Annotated in this window: 12 protein-coding genes; 4 read left to right on the top strand and 8 right to left on the bottom strand. The window is 42.3% G+C overall.

All coding sequences use genetic code 11. The features are described 5' to 3' along the window. Nucleotides 1–144: 144 nt before the first annotated feature. On the top strand, nt 145–3,357 hold the full coding sequence (locus tag KKC46_04435) for a hypothetical protein (GenBank protein ID MBU1053063.1): 3,213 nt from the start codon (nt 145–147) through the stop codon (nt 3,355–3,357). Nucleotides 3,358–3,740: 383 nt separating this feature from the next. Here KKC46_04435 and KKC46_04430 read toward each other — a convergent pair whose 3' ends face one another. From KKC46_04430 to KKC46_04400, 7 genes are read right to left on the bottom strand one after another with little or no spacing between them, the layout of a single operon-like run. Next, entirely contained in the window at nt 3,741–4,100 is a 360-nt protein-coding gene (locus KKC46_04430) for a transporter (GenBank protein MBU1053062.1), read from the bottom strand. Between the two features lie 18 nt (nt 4,101–4,118). Beyond that, nucleotides 4,119–7,259 (bottom strand): efflux RND transporter permease subunit, encoded by a 3,141-nt coding sequence (locus tag KKC46_04425; GenBank protein ID MBU1053061.1) that lies wholly within the window; start codon nt 7,257–7,259, stop codon nt 4,119–4,121. Next, the gene (locus KKC46_04420) at nt 7,256–8,431 is read right to left on the bottom strand and encodes an efflux RND transporter periplasmic adaptor subunit (protein ID MBU1053060.1); all 1,176 of its coding nucleotides are present in this window, start codon (nt 8,429–8,431) and stop codon (nt 7,256–7,258) included. The genes KKC46_04425 and KKC46_04420 overlap by 4 nt, the downstream gene beginning before the upstream one ends. Then, nucleotides 8,428–10,746, bottom strand: coding sequence for a xanthine dehydrogenase family protein molybdopterin-binding subunit (locus KKC46_04415; protein MBU1053059.1), 2,319 nt, complete (start codon nt 10,744–10,746; stop codon nt 8,428–8,430). The genes KKC46_04420 and KKC46_04415 overlap by 4 nt, the downstream gene beginning before the upstream one ends. An 18-nt stretch (nt 10,747–10,764) precedes the next feature. Continuing rightward, nucleotides 10,765–13,128 carry a xanthine dehydrogenase family protein molybdopterin-binding subunit gene (locus KKC46_04410; GenBank protein MBU1053058.1) on the bottom strand — a complete coding sequence of 788 codons (2,364 nt, stop codon included), beginning with the start codon at nt 13,126–13,128 and terminating at the stop codon, nt 10,765–10,767. A 52-nt stretch (nt 13,129–13,180) separates the two neighbouring features. After that, nucleotides 13,181–14,632, bottom strand: a complete 1,452-nt coding sequence (locus KKC46_04405) for an efflux transporter outer membrane subunit (protein ID MBU1053057.1) — start codon at nt 14,630–14,632, stop codon at nt 13,181–13,183. Further along, nucleotides 14,632–15,285: a TetR/AcrR family transcriptional regulator gene (locus tag KKC46_04400; GenBank protein ID MBU1053056.1), complete on the bottom strand. Its 654-nt coding sequence runs from the start codon at nt 15,283–15,285 to the stop codon at nt 14,632–14,634. Before KKC46_04400 ends, KKC46_04405 begins: the two co-directional genes overlap by 1 nt. A 379-nt stretch (nt 15,286–15,664) precedes the next feature. Here KKC46_04400 and KKC46_04395 point away from each other — a divergent pair, with 379 nt between their 5' ends. The 3 genes from KKC46_04395 to KKC46_04385 all read left to right on the top strand — a co-directional run bounded on the left by KKC46_04395 (nt 15,665) and on the right by KKC46_04385 (nt 17,711). After that, nucleotides 15,665–16,126 carry an NAD(P)H-dependent oxidoreductase gene (locus KKC46_04395; protein MBU1053055.1) on the top strand — a complete coding sequence of 154 codons (462 nt, stop codon included), beginning with the start codon at nt 15,665–15,667 and terminating at the stop codon, nt 16,124–16,126. A 330-nt stretch (nt 16,127–16,456) separates the two neighbouring features. Further along, a complete protein-coding gene (locus KKC46_04390; GenBank protein MBU1053054.1) occupies nt 16,457–16,777 on the top strand; it encodes a hypothetical protein in 321 nt (106 codons plus the stop codon). A 178-nt stretch (nt 16,778–16,955) separates the two neighbouring features. Further along, nucleotides 16,956–17,711 (top strand): glucose 1-dehydrogenase, encoded by a 756-nt coding sequence (locus KKC46_04385; GenBank protein MBU1053053.1) that lies wholly within the window; start codon nt 16,956–16,958, stop codon nt 17,709–17,711. A 188-nt stretch (nt 17,712–17,899) separates the two neighbouring features. On the opposite strand, the gene KKC46_04380 is transcribed toward KKC46_04385, so the two are convergent. After that, complete coding sequence (locus KKC46_04380) at nt 17,900–18,604, bottom strand: hypothetical protein (protein ID MBU1053052.1); 705 nt, start codon at nt 18,602–18,604, stop codon at nt 17,900–17,902. Nucleotides 18,605–18,773: the final 169 nt, after the last annotated feature.

The raw sequence follows: 18,773 nt of genomic DNA, 5'->3' as shown, positions 1-18,773 counted from the left end.
ATAACTTCGGTCGTGTTACCCGTATTATTTTTCTGTAGACATCGGGCTAAAAGACTATTTTCTACTTCCCTGTCTTTGGTTTTCCCGAAAACAAATCCTTTTTAAGCGATAAGCTGTTTTTAGAGGATTGGAAGATTATTTTTCATGAGAGGAACCAACGCCTCAATATCCAAAATATCGCGGCCCGCGCTCACGAACGTCTTTTATAGAACAAGACTATTTGAGGCGCTGGAGATTGGCAGTAAACCCATTATCTGGATCTCCGGCCCTGCGGGCTCAGGAAAGACCACGTTTGCTGCGAGCTATTTAGATTCAACAGGGATTCCGTGTCTTTGGTATCGTGTGGACCGGAGTGATTCTGACATAGAGAATTTTTTCTATTATATGGGGCTAGCGGCAAAGAAAGCAGCTCCACGTTTCAAAAAGCCGCTTGAAACGTTAAGACCTGAATATCTACAGGGAATACCGGTTTTCACACACAGATTCTTCGAAGACCTTTATCGCAGGTTGAAACCTCCTTTTGCAATTGTTTTGGACGATTATCAGGAAGCACTTGAAACCTCTGCCTTTCATGAGATTGTTAATATAGGCTTGTCCGATGTACCTGACGGTACGCGTGTATTTATTCTAAGCAGGAATGAACCGACCCCGGCTCATATCGGGTTGCGTGCAGGTAACAAGATGCATTTTATCAGATGGGACGATCTTCGCTTTACACTTGATGAATCGAAACAGTTCACGCAAATTGCCGGAAAGCAAGAGCTGACGGACAATGAAATCACAGGCATGCACAACAGCATCGAAGGCTGGGCTGCAGGTCTTGTTTTGCTTATGGAAAACAATGCCTACGCTGCAACAACGCTGAAACCGCCCCAAAAACTATTGCGTAAAGATGTGTTTAGCTATTTCGCGAGGGAGGTTTTCGACAGGCTTGATGAAAAGATGCAGGGTTTTTTGTTAAAGACAGCATTGCTACCGGCAATGCCGGCGAAGATTGCGGAAAGGCTGGCTGGAAAGGGTGCTGAAGATATGCTTGAAACTCTTAGAGGCAGCCATTTTTTTACTGAGCTAAATTTGACACCTAAACCTGTATACAGATATCATTCCCTGTTCAGAGATTTTCTGATTGCCCGCATGAGAGAATCTTTTAGACCGGAAGATATCTTGCAGGAGCAAAGGCGTGCTGCATCGCTGCTTGAGGAATCAGGTCAGCTGGAGCATGCAGCAGATCTTTGGATTGAATGTGAAGATTGGGAGGCACTTTCGGCTCTTATATTGAAAAACGCTGAAATGCTTCTTAGTCAGGGCAGGATCCAATCTCTGGCCGGCTGGCTTACCCGGCTGCCAGATGATACACTTTCTAAATCCCCATGGCTTTATTATTGGCTGGGTATGTGCCGCCTCTTATTTGATCCTGCTTCTGCAAGACAATATCTTGAAAAAGCGTTTGATGAGTTTAATATAGCCGACAACCTTGCGGGGGCCCTGCTTTCATGGTCTTTTATTATAGAGAGTTTTGGTTATGAGTTTGCTGATTTTACCCCGCTTCAGATGTGGATCAAGCGCCTATATCAATTAATGGACAGGAGGCGACTAAACTTTCCCTCAGTCCAAATTGAGACCAGAGTAGCTGCCGGTATGGTGTTTGCTATGACAACCGCTTGGCCTTGGCACGCCGATATGGAAGATTGGATAAAGAGGTCGCTTAAACTTGCAAGAGAATGCGGTGATCAAACACTTTGCTGTACAGCATTTTTTTCGGTTTGTCTTCATTACGCATTATCCGGAGATTTTAAAAAATTCTCCTTATTGATGGAAGAAATGCGCAATATGACCAGAAGGCCCGGAGCTAGTCTGTTTGTAAAAGCTATATTTATTGTACTTGAAGCCCATCTTTGCCTTGCCTTTCATATTGGTTCTGATCATAGAGATGCTGCAAAAATTATTTCAGCAGCACTTGAATTCTCTGCCAAAACAGGCATCCATTATTTTGATTACCTTGTTTTATATACAAAGGCTTTTGTTGAATTCGAAGCCGGAGATCTCGCGGCAGGAGATGAAAGCTTGCGTGCTCTTGAAGCTATATTGGATCCCAGGCAAAGACTTCGTGTTGCATTTTTTCATCGTCTTTTAGCTTATCGTGAGTTTGTGGCTGGAAATTTCTCTAAGGCATTGACTCGTGCCGAAGAAGCACTTAAAATCTCAGAAAAGGGTGGTTATGTCTATGTGACGGCAAACAGTCATTTGGCGATAGCTCGAGTGCTGCATGTAATAAACCAGACCGATAAGGCCCAAAACCATATCCAGTCGGCTATGGATCTTTCATGCGGGTCAAAGCTGTTTTATTTTATGTGCCTTCTTGCCAAAGCACACTTTGCTTTCGACACGGGCAAAGAGGAAGAAGGTCTGAGTCTGTTGCGGCAGGGTTTTCTAATCGGAAGTGAGCAAAATTATATGGGTTTTGTATACTGGTGGGATCCAAAAATTATGGCATTTCTTTGTGCAAAAGCTCTTAGCGCAGGTATAGAAACTGACTATGTCAGACAATTCGTTAGCAATAGGAAACTCATAGAATACCAAGTCCCGGTAGAATTGGAAGGCTGGCCCTGGCCTCTTAAGATTTATACATTTGGTGAATTCAGGATTGAACGGGATGGAAATAATCTGGATTTCAAAGGCAAGGCTCCTCAGAAACCTTTGGCACTTCTTAAGGTGCTGATTTGCCTCGATCACAATAATGTACCTGAAGAAGATATTGTGGACGCACTTTGGCCTGAAACCGACGGAGATTTGGCCCATAAATCCTGTGAAATAACACTTCTGCGCCTCCGAAATATTATAGGAAAGGAGGTCGTTTCGGTCAATGGAGGGTTGGTCTCGCTGTGCAATAAATATTGCTGGACAGATCTTAGAGCGATCAGGAGCCTGTTGGATCAGGCTGAGAGCGCTTGGGCAAAGGCAAAGAGAGAGCGGGAATTCAAAGCAGCCATAGCCTTGACTGGCAGGGCTATGGGCATATACAAAGGAGACTTCCTTCCGGCGGACTCTACAAAGAGCTGGGTTATGACTGTCCGTGAGAGCATAAGAAACAGGTTTCTTGACCTTATAATTAACACCGGAAAATACTGGCAGAAAGCCGGGCAATTTGAAAAAGCAATAGAGCAGTACAAACGGGGGCTGATGCTGGATAGCCTGGTGGAGGAGCTCTATCAATCTCTGATGCTCTGCCAAATCAACCTTGGGCGCCGGGCCGAGGCCGCAAGAATTTACGAAAAATGTAAAGCTGTTCTTTCAAAAACCTTGAACATATCTCCATCCGAAAAGACCAACACGATATACAAGTCCATAACTTCTTAATAAATTTCATATAAATACGTATTTAGCAGGCCCTTTATATAATCTGGTATTTTTTTGTAAAATCCTTAATCTGTAGGCTATCTGTAGCTGCTTGTCTGTTATGATATTTGTTATAAGCAAACAATTACATATTGAATCAAAATATTATTTTGACAAACGCTATTAAATATAATGCAAATATTAAAATAACTATGAATGAGTTGTAAAAGGGGGGAGTTGTGGAGTGCTACATAATACGTATTTACAGAAGAGATAAAATAAACCCGGACATTGTTTCAGGAATAGCCGAAATATCGGGCGTTGAGAAGCCCATTATTTTCTCGAGCATTAAAGAAATAGAAAATATATTAAAGAATCGCTCTGAAGAGATATGTCCGGTTGGTCTAAAATTCCCACACAAATCTGCCGGAAAATAAATATCCTTGAGAAGTATTTCTGATACCAAATTCGGATAGGGCGCTAAGGGTTATAGAAAGTTTATTCCCTGTATTCCAGTATATGGATGGGCCGGCCTGAAAGCGTCTTATGCCTGAATTATGGATTTTGTGGCCGTTTACTGTCTTGTTCTCTCCGAATGTGGCGTTGAAGTTTCCACCTGCCAATACACCGGGGTATATCATATATCCAACATAAATTTCCAAAATCGTTTCATTACCTTCATTTATGTCTGCATCTGTATTTTTTGTAAATATATTATAAAAAAGACTCGTCTCAATATTGAATTTGCCCAATTGTTTTGCCATACCCAAAACGGGTCTTATTTAATCTGTAGTTGGCAATTTTCTGAAACGAGAGAACAAAGCTAAAAAATCTTCCAGCAGCATATATAGACATGGGATTAAAAGCAAAGTAATAAAAGTAGCGAAGAGTACTCCAAACCCAAGGCTGATTGCCATTGGAGTAATGAATCTTGCCTGTATGCTTTTTTCAAGCATGATGGGTGTTAAGCCGGCAAAAGTGGTCAAAGATGTAAGGATAATTGCCCGGAATCTTAGCTTGGCTGCTTTTATTATCGCATCATAAGCGTTATAATTTTCTTCCGTCCTTAATCTGTTTGTGCGGTCTATAAGTACCAGCGAGTCGTTTACTACAATCCCTGAAAGACCCACCATACCCATAAGACTCATCATACTTAAGTTGAAACCAAGAAGAATATGACCGATTACTGCTCCCACCAGTCCGAAGGGAATTGCAGCCATAACAACAAGTGGTTGTGAAAAGGATCTGAATGGAATGGCCAGAAGTGCAAATATCCCGAATAGAGCAAAAATGAATCCTCTGTTGATATCGGCTAATGATTCGTTTTGTTCCCGGCCTTCTCCTTCAAGGGTGTAACGCAGTCCCGAATACCTGTTCAGAAGATTCGGAATAAATCTCTGAGTCAGATCGTTTCTAATATCATTGGCATTTCCAACTTTTTCATTAACATCTGCTGTTACCTTGATAACCCTTCGGCGCTGGGCCCTTTCAATTGTGGCATAGCCCTGTTTCATTTCTATTTCCGCTACAAGATTGAAAGGCACCTCATGGCCTGAAGGTGTACGAATCCTCATTTCTTCGGTATTGGCAAGAGACTTTCTTTCTGATTCGGGATATCGCACTAAAACCTTGACTTCATCATTATCCAGCTGCAGGCGAAGGGCTTCGGCGCCGTAAAATGCGCTTCTTACCTGCCTTGCCAGGTCGTTTAATGTAAGCCCAAGGGTGCTGGCAGCCGGTTTCAATTTAAGCTGCATCTCCTGTTTGCCGGGTAAAAAACTGTCGCTTATATCAAATACGCCCGGATATTTCTCAAGTTCATTTTTTAATTCATCTGCAGCCAAAAGAAGTTGTTCGTGATTATCCATGGAAAGGTGAATTTCAATGGCATTTCCGGCATTGCTGATATCGCTTTTGAAACTTACGGTTTCTGCATCGGGTACTATTCCTGCTTCTTTACGCCACAGATTTACAATTTCCCCGGAGCTTAAGTTGCGCTGTTCAGATTCTAACAGCTGAATCCATATTTGTGCCAGATGTCCGCCAACATCGTTGTTTCCGCTGTGTCTGTCAAAATGCGAGCCCACCATGGATATACTGTATTCAAAATTTGACGGAGCACCTGCAGGGTTCTTTTTATCAATTTCATCCAGAACTTTTTTTGCAGCTTTTTCAAAATAGCTTACTACTTCTGAAGTCCTGGCAGGCGGAGTTCCTGATGGCATGGTTATCATGCATTCCAGCGTGTCACTTTCTACTTTTGGAAAGAAAGTGTATTTTATTAAACCCGCCTGCCAAATACCAAACGTAATAAATATAATGGCAATTCCAAGAGCAACTGAAGCATAACGCCATTTTACGCAAAATTCTACAAGCCTGGCATAGGGCCCGTTAACAAAGCGGTTTAGCCATCTTGCGCTGAACTTTTCGTGTTTAACACCTGGGCTGCTGTTTCTTTTCAGTGCTTTCGAGCGGTTTAAATGGGAAGGAAGGACGAACAGTGATTCTATCAAAGAGCCGGATAAAACCAGAATTACTACAAGGGGAATATTTCGTGTCAGTTTTCCCATCGTGCCTCCAGCCATTAGTAGTGGCCAGAAGGCTACCATAGTGGTTAACACTGAAAAAATAACAGGCCTTCCCACCTCCATGGTTCCAATGATTGATGCATCAAGGGCATTTGCACCCTCTTCATATTTCCGGTATATATTTTCACCCACTATTATGGCATCATCAACAACGATACCAAGTACCATTATAAAAGCAAAAAGAGATATCATATTGATGGAGACATCAAACTGGGGTAAAAACATCAAACCTGCTGCAAAGGATACCGGAATTCCGAAGGTTACCCAAAATGCAAGCCGGATTTCCATAAAAATGCCAAGAATTATTATTACCAAAAAAAGTCCCATGGCCATATTTTTCATGAGAAGTTCAATACGGCTTTTCAATATTTTGGACATATCACCAAAATATTCGATATCTACGCCTTTCGGCAGACTTGGCTGAATTTCTTTAATATATTTCTTAACAGCTTTTACAACTGAAAGTGCACTCTGGTCGGCAACCCGGAAAACATTTATAATAGCCGCCGGTTTTCCCATAAAATGTGCAAATACATCCACATCCTGAAACCCGTCACTTAGTTTTGCAATATTGTCCAGAGTTACCCTGCTTCCGTCAGGCCGGTTGATAATTGCAATATTGCGATAGTCATCGGCGTAATATCTCTTTCCTTTGGTCCGAATAAGAATTTCACCGCCTGCTGTTTTAACGCTTCCGGCAGGAAGATCGAAACTGCTTCTGGTTATAATATCAGCAACATTTGCAAGAGTAAGGCCATATCTGCGCAGAGTTTTTTCGGAAATTTCAATATGGATTTCTCTTTCTCTGACTGCACCGATATCTGCCTGGGTAACCCCCGGAAGATTGGTAAGATCGTCTTTTATTCTGTTTGCAAGATGTTTTAAAGTCGATTCCGAAACATCTCCGTAAATGGCGATATTAATAACCTGGCTGCGCCGCACAATTTCCCTGACAACCGGTTGTTCAGCCTCTTCCGGAAATGTAGTAATATGATCAACTTCCGCCTTGACATCATCAAGAAGTTTTTTTAAATCCCAGTCTTTCATTACTTCAACGATTACAGATCCAAAACCTTCTCTTACGGTTGAATCTATTCGTTTGATGCCGGCAAGTCCTGAAATTTTTTCTTCAATTTTTCGGATTACTCCTTCTTCCACTTCAGCCGGTGAGGCACCGATGTATACTACCGAAATGTTGATTTTATCCAATACCAAATCAGGAAAAACCTCAAGTTTGATACTGGTTCCCACAACTATTCCGCCGATAAGAAGAAAAAACATTAAAAGATTTGCGGCAACATGGTTTTGCGTAAACCATTTAATGACCCCGTTCATGATTGTTCCACTCCATCTTTTGCAGGTACATTGCGCACTTTCATTCCATTGGTTACTTCCTTAATAGGAGAAACCACAACCTGTTCCTTATCTGAAAGGCCGCTCTTAAGCACAATACCTGCTCTCGAGCGAAGGGCAACCTCAACAGTTCGAAATTCAAGTCTTCCATCTTTATCTACCACCCAAACTACATTATCCTGATGAATGGCGGATCTGGGAATAATGACTCCGTTTTCAATAGATTTTCCCTGAATGTTCACGGATGCGAAAAGGCCTGGAGCCAGCGGCGGTTTTTTCGCGTAAGGCGCATCGACTTTAACCACAATATTTACCATTCGTGTCAGTTCATCCACTTTTCCTTCAGCCCGTACCACCGTGCCTTTCCATATTCTTCTTTTCCCGGCTATATCAACATATACTATTGCATCTGAGCCCTTTCCATTTCCACTTGTAAACCCCGGAACATCAAACCATTGCAGGTTTTCGGTTTCCATTGGAAGTACAATCTCCGAAGCTTCAATGGAATAAAGAGTGGCAAGCCCCTGACCAAGAGAAACATATTGACCGATATCTACATTTTTTTTACCGACCTGCCCGTCAAACGGGGCTATCAGCCGGGTTCTTGCCAGGTTCAGCCTTGCCCGTTCAAGCTCTGCCCGCTGGGCTTCAAGCTTTGCCTTTGCAGTGGCCAGCTGAGGTTCCTTGGCTACCAATGGGGGAGGGGGCTGATCAGGATGAAGTGCTTTCCAGTCAGATTTTGCAACGGATGCTTCCTGTTCGGCGAGTATGAATTTGCTTTCTGCATCTTTAAGCAATGCTTCTGCGAGTGTCACGGCTATTTCATAGTCGGCAGGATCGATTTTCAGGAGAACTTCGTCTTTTTTATACTCACCGCCGTTTACAAGAGCTGGTGAAATATAAACCACCTTGCCTCCAACCTGTGGAACAAGCTGGATTTCTTTAAGGGGATAAACTGTCCCGTTACCCTCGATCGGCACTGAAAATGTTTTAGCCTCAACAGCAATGGTTCTTGCAAGTGGAACGGCTATAGTTGCGCTTTGTTTTTCAACAGGAGGACGGGAAGCTTTAAGAAACATGTTTCCGGCAAATCCTACAGCTATGAATATGATCACCAATACAATTTGAATTATTCTTTTATTTATTTTTTTCATGTAATTATATTCTTTTCTTCCAGTGCTTTTAATATTTTTTCAGCACTTATGGGCAAACTGTTGATATTTACTCCTACAGCATCAAAGATTGCATTTGCAATTGCAGGACCTACAGGAGCAACGCTTCCTTCACCGCAGGCCTTTGCACCGAAAGGTGCGTTCGGCTCATCCGTTTCCACTACAATTATATCGGTTTGAGGCATTTCAAATGCCGTTGGCATATGGTAGCCCAAAAACGACGGGTTTAAAATGAGTCCGTTTTCCATATTCAGATCTTCAAACAGACTATATCCGATTCCCATATGAAGGCCGCCTTCAAGCTGGCCCTCCACCATAACAGGGTTAACCGGTTTGCCGACATCCATGGCAAAACAGAAGTTCTCCACATCAACCTGTCCGGTTTCCCGATCTACCTTAACTTCGGCTGTTCCTGCGCTGAAAATGTATGCCGGTGCGTAATTTCCCTTTCCTGTTTCAAATATGGCTTTTATTTCGGCAGCGTCGACTTCGTGACGCCATATGCCGTGCCCTACGACTTCTTTACCTTTATTGTCTTCCTGAGAAGCCCAGATAGCTTCTCTGAAAGTCATGCCTTTATCAGGAGATCCCTTGATGTAAATTCTATTATCTCCTGCCTCAAGATCATCAATTCTTGCTTCAAGGCGTTTGGCAACTGCCTCAAAAAGCCTGTCTTTTGCATCGGCGGCGGCTCGCTTTGTGGCCATGCCGGAGTGAAATGTTATCCTTTGACTGGCAGAACCTGCGCTGTAAGGGCATACATCGGTATCACCGGATACAATCCTGATTTTATCCATATCGATTCCCAATTCTTCGGCTGCCATCATGGCCATTACAGTGTCAGATCCCTGACCGATATCCTGAGCACCCGAATAAAGAGTGGCAAAACCCTCCGTATGAAGTTTTATCATCGCCGCGGCAGTATAATTAGCCGGAGTAATGTTGGCTGCGCGGCTGCCCCCTGAAAGAGAGCCTCCGCTTCCTATACCGACGCCTTTGTCTATTTTACTTAACTTTCCGTGTTTTTCCTTCCAGCCGATGCACTTTGCAGCTTTTTCTATGGCTTCGGTGAATCCGCAGCTGGTTATATCCATTCCGGTTCCAGTCCTGTAACCGGTAGTAACGGCATTTTTGAGACGCAATTGTACAGGGTCCATTCCCAGCTCCCTTGCTATCAGATCCATGTGCATATTTTCTGCAAAATGCGCCTGAGGAGCTGTATAGCCCCGCCTTGCGCCTGCAACCGTTTTATTTGTATATACTCTTATAGAATTTAAACTTATGTTCGGGACCTTATAATCTATTCCCAGAAAAAGAGTTGAAAGAAATGGCCCCGGTAACCCCGAACCGCTATATGCGCCCCCATCCATTATACATTTTACCTGCTTGGCGACAAGAGTTCCATCGCGCATAACACCTGTTTTCATATCAAAAATAATGGGATGACTGACTCTGGTGGTTCCAAACTCTTCCTCACGGGAAAGTATAATCTTAACCGGTCGGCCGGTTTTTCTTGAAAGAGCGACACAACAGACATCCAAAGGAAAAAGTTCCGCCTTGCCTCCGAATCCTCCTCCCACTTTGGGTATAATCAGCCTTACCTTTTCTTCAGCAAGACCCAGAACATACGCAAGAATGCTTCTGACATTATAAGGGTTCTGGGTCGAGGTATATAAAGTAACCCGGCCGTCAAGTCCCCAAACACCGATTGAAGAATGAGGCTCCATTGCACAATGCGCCTGATACCTGGTTTCATAACGATGCTCGAATACTCTGTATGATTCCTTGAATCCCTGTTTTACATCTCCAGATTCTGTGAGAACCTGGTTGGATATATTCCTTTCAAACTCATCATGAATGAGCGGAGCGCCAGGCTTTAATGATTCGAACGGATCAAATACTGGCGGCAGTTCTTTATAGTCCACACGGATAAGTTCTAATGCCTCCATTGCCGTATCTTCATTAACAGCTGCTACAGCCGCTACTTCATCTCCTATATAACGCACCTTATCCAGACAAAGAGCAGGTTGGTCCCATATGGGCCGGTTTGAGGCAGCAACACCCATCTTCCTGTCTCCGATATCTTTACTTGTTATAACCGCTTTCACTCCGGAAAGCTTTTGTGCTCTGCTTATGTCTATGTTTAGAACGCGTGCATGAGGGTAGGGGCTTCTTAATATCTTACCGGTTAACATACCGGAAAGTTTCAGGTCATCAGTGTAAATGGCCTTTCCCGTGACCTTTTCCAGAGAATCAACTTTATGTAAAGGCTTGCCCACTACACAATATTCTTTCATTGATTTCTCCCTCAGCTATTATTTATTAATGTCTTTGCAATCTTGCATCTGTTTATTGGAGCTTTTCTCTTGTTTTTCCAGCGCCTTTAATATTTTTTCAGGGGTTAAGGGCAGGTTTTTAATTCTTACACCAATGGCATCATAAATGGCGTTTGCAATAGCAGGAGCAACAGGGGCAAGACTTCCTTCCCCGCATGCTTTGGCGCCAAATGGGCCCAGCTTTTCATTTGGTTCAATCAAAATAATATCCATTTTTGGCATTTCATAAACAGTAGGAAATTTATAATCAATATATGAAGCGTTCATAATTAATCCATTTTCGGTTTTTATATTTTCCATAAGGCTATAACCCAGACCCATGTGAAGTCCCCCTTCCAGTTGGCCTTCCACACCGACCGGGTTGATTGCTGTACCACAGTCCTGGGCGAAACAGAATCTGCTTACTTCAATTTGGCCTGTTTCTTTATCTATCTTAACCTTGGCTGCACCGGCACAAAACACATATGCCGCACAATAATTTCCGAATCCTGTTGCATAGATTTGTCCCAATACTTCCGGTTTCTCATCATGCCGGAAATGCCCCCGACCAATAATTTCCTGCCCATTATGATCTTCCTGGCAAATCCAGATTGCTTGCCTGAAAGTCATTCCTTTTTCAGGTGTTCCCTTGACGTATATACGATTGTCCTTAGCCTCAAGGTCTTTAATGTTTGCTTCAAGTTTTTTGGCTACTGCCTCAAAAAGCTGTTTTTTTGCATCTGCGGCTGCCAGCCTGGATGCATTGCCTGCATGGAATGTAACTCTTTGACCCCATGTTCCGGCATCATAAGGACAAAGATCGGTATCACTAACCATAAACATTATCTTGTCCATGCTGATGCCCAGCTCTTCTGCTGCTATCATGGGAAGTACTGTGCTTGAACCCTGCCCGCAATCCGTAGCTCCGGTGTAAAGGGTGGCAAAACCCTCTTTGTGCAGCTTTATCATTACAGAAGTTGTATAATTCATCGGTGTTATGTCCGGAGCATAACTGCTTCCCGAAACAGAGCCGCCGCCTCCCATTCCGACTCCGACAGCCTCTTTATTCCGTTTGCCGCGTACGTCTTTCCAGCCGATACAGTTTGCTGTTTTTTCTATGGCCTCAGGAAAACCGCAGCTTGTAACCTTTATACCGGTGCTGCTGGTATAATTGGGGCCGATAGCATTTTTCAGACGAAATTCCACAGGATCCATTCCAAGATCTTCTGCGATTTCATCCAGATGTGAACATTCGGCAAAACGCACCTGGGGAGCTGTATAGCCGCGCCTTGCACCTGCAATGGTTTTATTGGTATAGACCCTTAATGCATTCAAACTGAGATTGGGTACCTTATAATCCAGACGCAAAAAGAGAGTGGAAAGAAAAGGGCCTGCTCCACCTGCTCCACCTGCTCCGTAAGCTCCCCCGTCCATTATATTACTGATTTTCTTGGCAAGAATAATTCCGTCTTTTGTAACGCCGGTTTTAATTTCAACAGTTATGGGATGACTGACCCGGCTGGTGCCAAATTCCTCTTCTCTGGTTAATGTTATTTTTACCGGGTAACCGGCTTTTTTTGAAAGCAGGGCACAGCATACATCCATCGGCATGAGTTCAACCTTTCCCCCGAACCCCCCTCCTAAAGCTGGCACAATTACTCTTACCCTGTCTTCGGGAAGGCCCAATACCAATGCCAAAACTGTTCTGATCTGATACGGGGCCTGCGTGGAAGTCCATAAGGTTATCCTGCCATTATTATCCCAACTCCCCAGCGATGTATGTGGTTCCATGGCACAATGGGCATGACAATGACTTTCATACCGGCCCTCATATACCTTATAGGAATCCTTGAAAGCCTGCTTAACATCTCCTGCTTCAAGTAAAACCTGGTTTGAAATATTTTTTTCAAATCCTTCATGAATGATCGGGGCACCAGGTTCCATAGCTTCATACATGTCAAATACCGCAGGCAGCTTTTTGTAATCCACTTTGATAAGTTCAAGAGCCTCCATAGCTGTATCTTCATCAATGGCTGCAACAGCGGCCACTTCATCTCCTATATATCTGACCCTGTCAATACAAAGAGAAGTCTGATCCCATAAAATATCGCGTGTCGCAACAGATGTGCCCATCTTGAGGGAGCCGGTATCCTTGCCGGTAATAACTGCTTTAACTCCGCGAAGTTTTATTGCTTTGGAGGTATCAATATTTAAAATTTCTGCATGAGGTAAAGGGCTTCTTAAAAGCTTGCCGGTAAGCATTCCGGCCATTTTTACGTCATCCGTATAAATAGCCTTACCGGTTACTTTGGAAACGGCATCAGTTCTTGGAGTGGATTTACCTACTATAGAGTAATCTTTCATTTTATACTCCATAAACAAACTAATTTATTTCTATCAGTTATATTATCAATTGCTATAAACCCCATCCACCGCCCAAAGCCCGATGAAGGGTTACACGGTTTTGTAAAATGGTAAGGTCGGATGCAATGATTTCTTCTTCGGCCAAAAATCTGGCCTGTACAGCGTCTAATACCGTCAGATAGTCCACTATCCCCCGGTCATAGCGAAATTCGGCCATTTCCTGGGTTGCCTTTGCCTCATTTAAAAAATCATTCAGCTGCTCTCTTCGCAGGATCTGCTGCTTTCTTATCAACAGGGCGTTTTCAACCTCGGAAAAAGCCGAAAGTACTGTTTTGGCGTAATCGGATACACCTTGCTGATAACGGGCTTTTGCAATATCGTATCCGGCTTTCCGGCTGCCTGCATCAAAAACAGGAGCGGTTATTCCGGAGGCAATGTTCCATAATTCACTGGCCGGTGTAATCAGACTGCTCAGTTCATCGCTGGCATAACCAAAACTTGCGGTTAAACTGATTGCAGGAAACCTGTTGGCTTTTGCTTGTCCCACTCTGGCATTTAAAGCCATAAGTTGGGCTTCTGCAGCCCGGATATCGGGCCTTTGCATAAGCAGACCCGAAGGTAAACCACCGGGAACAGGGGGCAGATGATCAATATAATATTTTGACTTAGTTTTCTGTGAAGTATTTTCCGGATATTTACCGCATAGTATGGCAAGATTGTTTTGGCTTACTTTCAATGCCTGGAGCAAAGTCGGCTGAGCTGATTTAACCTGAGAAAGGCTTCTTCTGGCCTGTCTTACTTCCAAAGCATCGGTAAGACCTGCGGTGTAGCGTTTGTCAACTAAATTTAAACCGGTCTGATAATTATTAATGCGCTGCTCATTTAGCTGTATCTGGCGGTTTAAAGATTCAATTTTAAGATACAGACTAACCACTTCAGCGATAACGCTATGAATAATCGTATCCCTGTTTTCTTCGGCCTGCAAAAGATCAGCCTTAGCCGCTTCATTTGCTCTTGCCAGACGACCCCAGAGATCCAGCTCAAAGGTGGCAGGCATAGACAGGCCATAAGCATTTGTGGTAATGCGTTGTTCAGAAGTTACAAACCCGATGCCACCTTCGGGCAGAGCGGTTGGAGTAGTAGTATCTGTTATTAACTGATTGCGTTTTGCCTGCCCGGCGATATCCACATTCGGAAAACGATTGGCTCCGGTTTGAATCATCCGGCCTTTTTGCTCAAGAATAACGGCAGCCGTTTTTCTTATATCAGGATTGTATTTAAATGCTTCGTCAACAAGATCATTTAATTTCGGATCACCGAATTCGCGCCACCAGAAGTCTTTTGCACCGGACAATGAAGTCAGCTTTTCTTCTTCCTGAATATAGGCTTTTGGTATATTGATTCCAAGTTCCGGTCTTAAGTAGTTTTCGCCCATTTTCATACAGCCCGAAATGAACATAGAAGATATAGTTAAAATATAAAGTACCCAAAATAAAGGCTTCATCAACAAATCTCCCCGGAATTTCCATATAATCCATGCAAAGCAAAGGAAACAATGTGTTCTGTCAGCTGATTAATAAAGGTTTCATTATATTCTTTCCCGGTGATTGTAGTAACAGGAAGCTGTGCAAGGGAAAAATACAAAGACATTGCGATCATGCTGAAAATATTTAACTTTATTTTAATTTCATCCATATTTTGAGGCAGATACGGTTTTAATTGTTTTATCAATACCTCAAAAAAGGGTACCATTCCTTCCTTGATAACAATTTCAACGGCTCCGGTAGGATTATTAATTTCTCTGTGCATCATACTATTTAAACTTTGATTGCCTAAATTATTAAGATGTTTTTCTATAAAAACAAGAGTTAAGGTTCTTATAATAGTTTCAAGATTAATTTCAGTCTGTTTTGCAAGGTTGTCTTCGAATCGGGTTTCTATTTCGGCCAAACGGGGAAGAAGTTGATATCGAAACACGTCGAAGTAAAGATTTTTTTTATTGCCGAAATGATAGTTTACAGCTGCAAGGTTGCATTTTGCAGCTTGTGTGATTTCTCTGATTGATACACCATTGAAACCTTTTTTAGCGAATAATTTTTCTGCTGTTGCGAGAATACGTTCTTTCGTTTTATCAGTTGAGACTGCATCGGATTTCATGATTTATCCTTAAGAGATAATAATATATACAGATAATTATATAATACAAAAGCATAAAACGTATGAATGAAACAAATGTATGAAACAATCATTTTAATGTCAAGAATTTTTATATAAATTATATTTTGACAAGGGAATAATATGCAAATATGAGTGTTAGTCCCATTGGTCAAGCTCAAGGCGGGAGAAAATATCAACCACAGGAATACATTTAGTATTTCGAGGATAGCGCTAATGGTTAGCGCTTATGCTTCACTACGTGTCACTTCGTGCGAAATTTGAGCCTAACGCAAAGATCGGCCAAAATGGGATATTTTGAAACTGACTCCAATATTTATGAATTAAAACCTACAATATGTTGAATAACGGGGATTTGTCAATGACTGCTATTCTGGTGATTTATCACTCTCAAAACGGAAATACAAAAATGATGGCCGAATCAGTTGCCAAAGGTGTGGCAAGTGTTGAAAGCGTTTCTGTAAATCTTAAAGCCGTAGCCGATACAACACTTGAGGATCTTAGAGACTGTGATGGCATAGTAATAGGCTCGCCGGAGTATTTCGGATATATGGCGGGGATGATAAAAGATTTTTTTGACAGAACATATGAAGTAGTGACGAATAATAAAAAAGAATTTCACAGGCCATATTCTACTTTTATCAGTGCTGGAAATGATGGAAGAAATACTCTTAATCAGATCGAAAGAATTTGTTTAGCCTTTCCGTTTCGTAAAGTATACGAACCGATTGTTTCCAGAGGTGATATAACAAAAAACATTTTGGAAGATTGTTTTGAGATGGGGCAAACCATTGCGGCAGGTTGTGACTTGGGGATATATTAATTATACTTGCAAAAGCAAAACATCTTTATTCTAACTTGGTTTTACCATCTGAACAACATTTGTTACTCCAAAGTCGAGTTGCACTATAACTTAACCAAGGAGTAATAAATGAGCAGATTTCATAAATTATCACAAACAATTTGGTACTGCCAGTATCATAATATTATTGTATGGACATCCAAATAATAAGAAAATATATAATGTATCAAGACGATAAAGATAAGGGCAACGCGACCTTTTCCCCCTTTTTGGGCAAAGGCATTTTTATCCCCTTCCAGGGGTTAAAATAATGTCGGCCCTTTTGGGGTTGGATTTTTACTAAGGCAAATTGTGGCGCTGTCCCGGAGTCTCTTATGGCATGGACTGATTTATCTTTATTTGTTTGCACCTTATGCTTTAAGAAATGTCGGGCCTCAAAAATGGGATGATATAGAAAAAGATGTAGCTGATGATTTTTGGGGTCAGGTTCAGGATCTGGCCACCAACATGGGAAGCGGTATTATTTTAGAAAGAGCCATTTATTCTCCTTTATTTTTAGAAAGACATGATGCTACAATGCTAAAATGTGGCATATGCCAGATAGGCATATATAACGGATATAACCGGAAACCGTCCGTTTTCAGGTTGGCACAACTACCGTACTCCGGTTGAAAATTATATATGAGAGCAAGCACCCATCCTGGGCCTGGCGTCTTTGGGGGCTCTGAGGCTGGTGTGCAGGTAGTTGTGGATAATATGCTGAGTTCGCATATTTCTCGGTTTTTTTGAAGCTTATAAATCCTAAATTGCCGGAAGACTTTTAAACCCATATAAAAACAGGACGGGGAATATGAAATTAAAAGATAAAGTTGCGATTATAACAGGTGGTGCTGCCGGAATAGGCAAGGCTATTGCGATTGGGATGGCAAAAGAAGGTGCTAACATTGTCATAACTGACTTGATTGAAGAACGGCTTCAAAAGGCTGAAAAAGATTTAAAGGCCATAGGCGTTGAAGTCCTTGCTCTGAAATCGGATGTATCGATTATTGCGGACAACAAAAGCATGGTAGAAAAAACTATCGAAAAGTTTGGCAAGATAGATGTACTTGTCAACAATGCAGGTATAGGAGGCTCATCAGCCCCATTCCTTGAAAAAGATGAAGACACATTTGATAGGGTTGTGGCTGTAAATCAGAAGGGTGTGTTTTTCTGCACCCAGCTTGTGGCAAGAGAAATGGTTAAGAAAAATTACGGAAAAATCATCGGGATATGTTCTGCTCAGGGAAGAATTGGTGTGCCTATGAATGCAGAATATACAGGAACCAAAGGAGCGATGATTGCAATGACTAGGGCGATTGCGGCCGAACTCAGCCCGATGGGAATTAATGTAAATGCTATTGCCTGTGGTCTCACAACCGACACAGAACAATTTATGGCATTTAATTATCCTGAAGAAATGACACAAATGATAGTAAATGTAACCCCCATGAGGCGGACAGCTTCTGTAAAAGATTATGTTGGGATAGCAGTACTTCTGGCTTCTGATGAAGGTTCTTTTATTACAGGTCAAACTATATCCGTTGATGGCGGTATTAGTATGCCTTAATAGGCATGCAGAGGACACCGTCAAATGTTAGGAACCAAAAGAATGACGGATTTAAGTTTTTGGACAACGAGATATTTTGTAAGAATCAGAGGATACACAGCCACAGGAATACTTTATGTATTCCTGTGGCTGAAATTTTCTCCCGCCTTAAGCTTGACCGAACTGAAACGTTTTAAAAGTGGTTCTAACTATTTAACCGTATAACCGCGGCCATCAAGACAGGCACCTATAGCACGCTGATAATCTGCTCGTTTTCGGCTCATCTCTGTTCCGGCCATATTGACAGGTGGTTGTGTGGGATCAAAATTAGTCTGGTTTACAGCCCATCTATGGCATTGATAACGATCATCTGCCTGTTGCTGTTCGTTCTGGCCCAGCCGGGGATAGACAAACATCTTATCTGCCGGAGGGGGTGCTTCGCTGACTTCTTTCTCCGGTGGCTCAACAATTACATACCCATCTCCTCTGTGGGTGTAATATACTTCATTTGCATAGTAATATGGTACATTTCCTACCCATATCGTTGTATAATAAGGTGGCAGAAAGGGAGTTATAAGGCCTATCGGAGGTGCAACGATAGTAAAGCGTGGTCCATACGGACTATACCATATGCCTCCTGAGAAAAAATATCGTGAGCCTCTGTACTGAACCGACCTATGCTTATTCGGTAATCTGTCTATGTACTGATTTCGGGCTGGGTAGTGACGATTGTGATGATAACGCGAATCATTATAATTATGATCTTTTCGTTCATGATTTTCATATTTACGATAACTTTCACCTTTTCTTTCTGCATAAGCTGTCTGGGAAAAACCAAACAATATTAATATTGATAAGAGGATAAATGTCAGTTTAAAGAATAAGCTTCGGTTAATAATATTAAGATATAACATGATGGCTCCTTTTGTTAATATTGTGTTTACTGAGCCACTTTCAAAACGTTTCAGTTTGGTCAAGCTCAAGGCGGGCGAAAATTTCAACCGCAGGAATACATTGAGTATTTCGAGGATTGAAATTTGAGCCCAACGCAGAGATCGGCCAAAATGGGGCGTTTTGAAACTG

It is taken from the genome of Pseudomonadota bacterium, from assembly GCA_018817425.1.
Classification (GTDB): domain Bacteria; phylum Desulfobacterota; class Desulfobacteria; order Desulfobacterales; family RPRI01; genus RPRI01.
The sequence above is the reverse complement of the archived record's forward strand: the minus strand, read 5'-3'. Positions and strand labels throughout refer to the sequence as shown.

Excerpts from the sequence above, each read along its gene's own strand:
- KKC46_04430 (MBU1053062.1), bottom strand. The coding sequence starts at position 4,100 with ATGGCAAAACAATTGGGCAAATTCAATATTGAGACGAGTCTTTTTTAT.
- KKC46_04380 (MBU1053052.1), bottom strand. The coding sequence starts at position 18,604 with ATGTTATATCTTAATATTATTAACCGAAGCTTATTCTTTAAACTGACA.
- KKC46_04405 (MBU1053057.1), bottom strand. The coding sequence starts at position 14,632 with ATGAAGCCTTTATTTTGGGTACTTTATATTTTAACTATATCTTCTATG.
- KKC46_04385 (MBU1053053.1), top strand. The coding sequence starts at position 16,956 with ATGAAATTAAAAGATAAAGTTGCGATTATAACAGGTGGTGCTGCCGGA.
- KKC46_04420 (MBU1053060.1), bottom strand. The coding sequence starts at position 8,431 with ATGAAAAAAATAAATAAAAGAATAATTCAAATTGTATTGGTGATCATA.
- KKC46_04415 (MBU1053059.1), bottom strand. The coding sequence starts at position 10,746 with ATGAAAGAATATTGTGTAGTGGGCAAGCCTTTACATAAAGTTGATTCT.
- KKC46_04400 (MBU1053056.1), bottom strand. The coding sequence starts at position 15,285 with ATGAAATCCGATGCAGTCTCAACTGATAAAACGAAAGAACGTATTCTC.
- KKC46_04395 (MBU1053055.1), top strand. The coding sequence starts at position 15,665 with ATGACTGCTATTCTGGTGATTTATCACTCTCAAAACGGAAATACAAAA.
- KKC46_04435 (MBU1053063.1), top strand. The coding sequence starts at position 145 with ATGAGAGGAACCAACGCCTCAATATCCAAAATATCGCGGCCCGCGCTC.
- KKC46_04410 (MBU1053058.1), bottom strand. The coding sequence starts at position 13,128 with ATGAAAGATTACTCTATAGTAGGTAAATCCACTCCAAGAACTGATGCC.
- KKC46_04425 (MBU1053061.1), bottom strand. The coding sequence starts at position 7,259 with ATGAACGGGGTCATTAAATGGTTTACGCAAAACCATGTTGCCGCAAAT.